Source organism: Tritonibacter sp. SIMBA_163 (assembly GCF_046535935.1).
Lineage (GTDB): Bacteria > Pseudomonadota > Alphaproteobacteria > Rhodobacterales > Rhodobacteraceae > Epibacterium > Epibacterium scottomollicae.
The window spans coordinates 1-258 of record NZ_JAWJBP010000767.1 but is presented as its reverse complement, the minus strand read 5'-3'; the positions used below and the strand labels follow the sequence as shown (position 1 = coordinate 258).

Sequence of the window (258 nt, the reverse complement as noted above, 5' to 3'; positions counted from 1 at the left end):
GACGCGGAGGAGATTGCCGGGGGCCTGAGCGAGCTGGCGGCCGGCAGCAAAGTGATCGCGCTTGGCACGCAGAACGATGTCGAGATGTTCCGCCGGGTGATGGACGCCGGCGCAGCCGACTACCTGGTCAAGCCAGTCGACACCAAGCAGCTCGCCGCCGCCGTGCAACGTGCCGAGACGGCGCGCGCAGCAAGCCAGCCGGTGCAGGCCCGGCGCGGACGCTGCATCGCGGTGGTCGGCGCCCGCGGCGGGGTCGGC

1 protein-coding gene is annotated in these 258 nt (G+C 72.9%); it reads left to right on the top strand.

Going from position 1 to position 258, the window contains the following annotated elements:
* A partial coding sequence (locus tag R0J92_RS24390) for a response regulator (RefSeq protein ID WP_411053584.1) occupies positions 1 to 258 on the top strand: 258 nt, incomplete at both ends.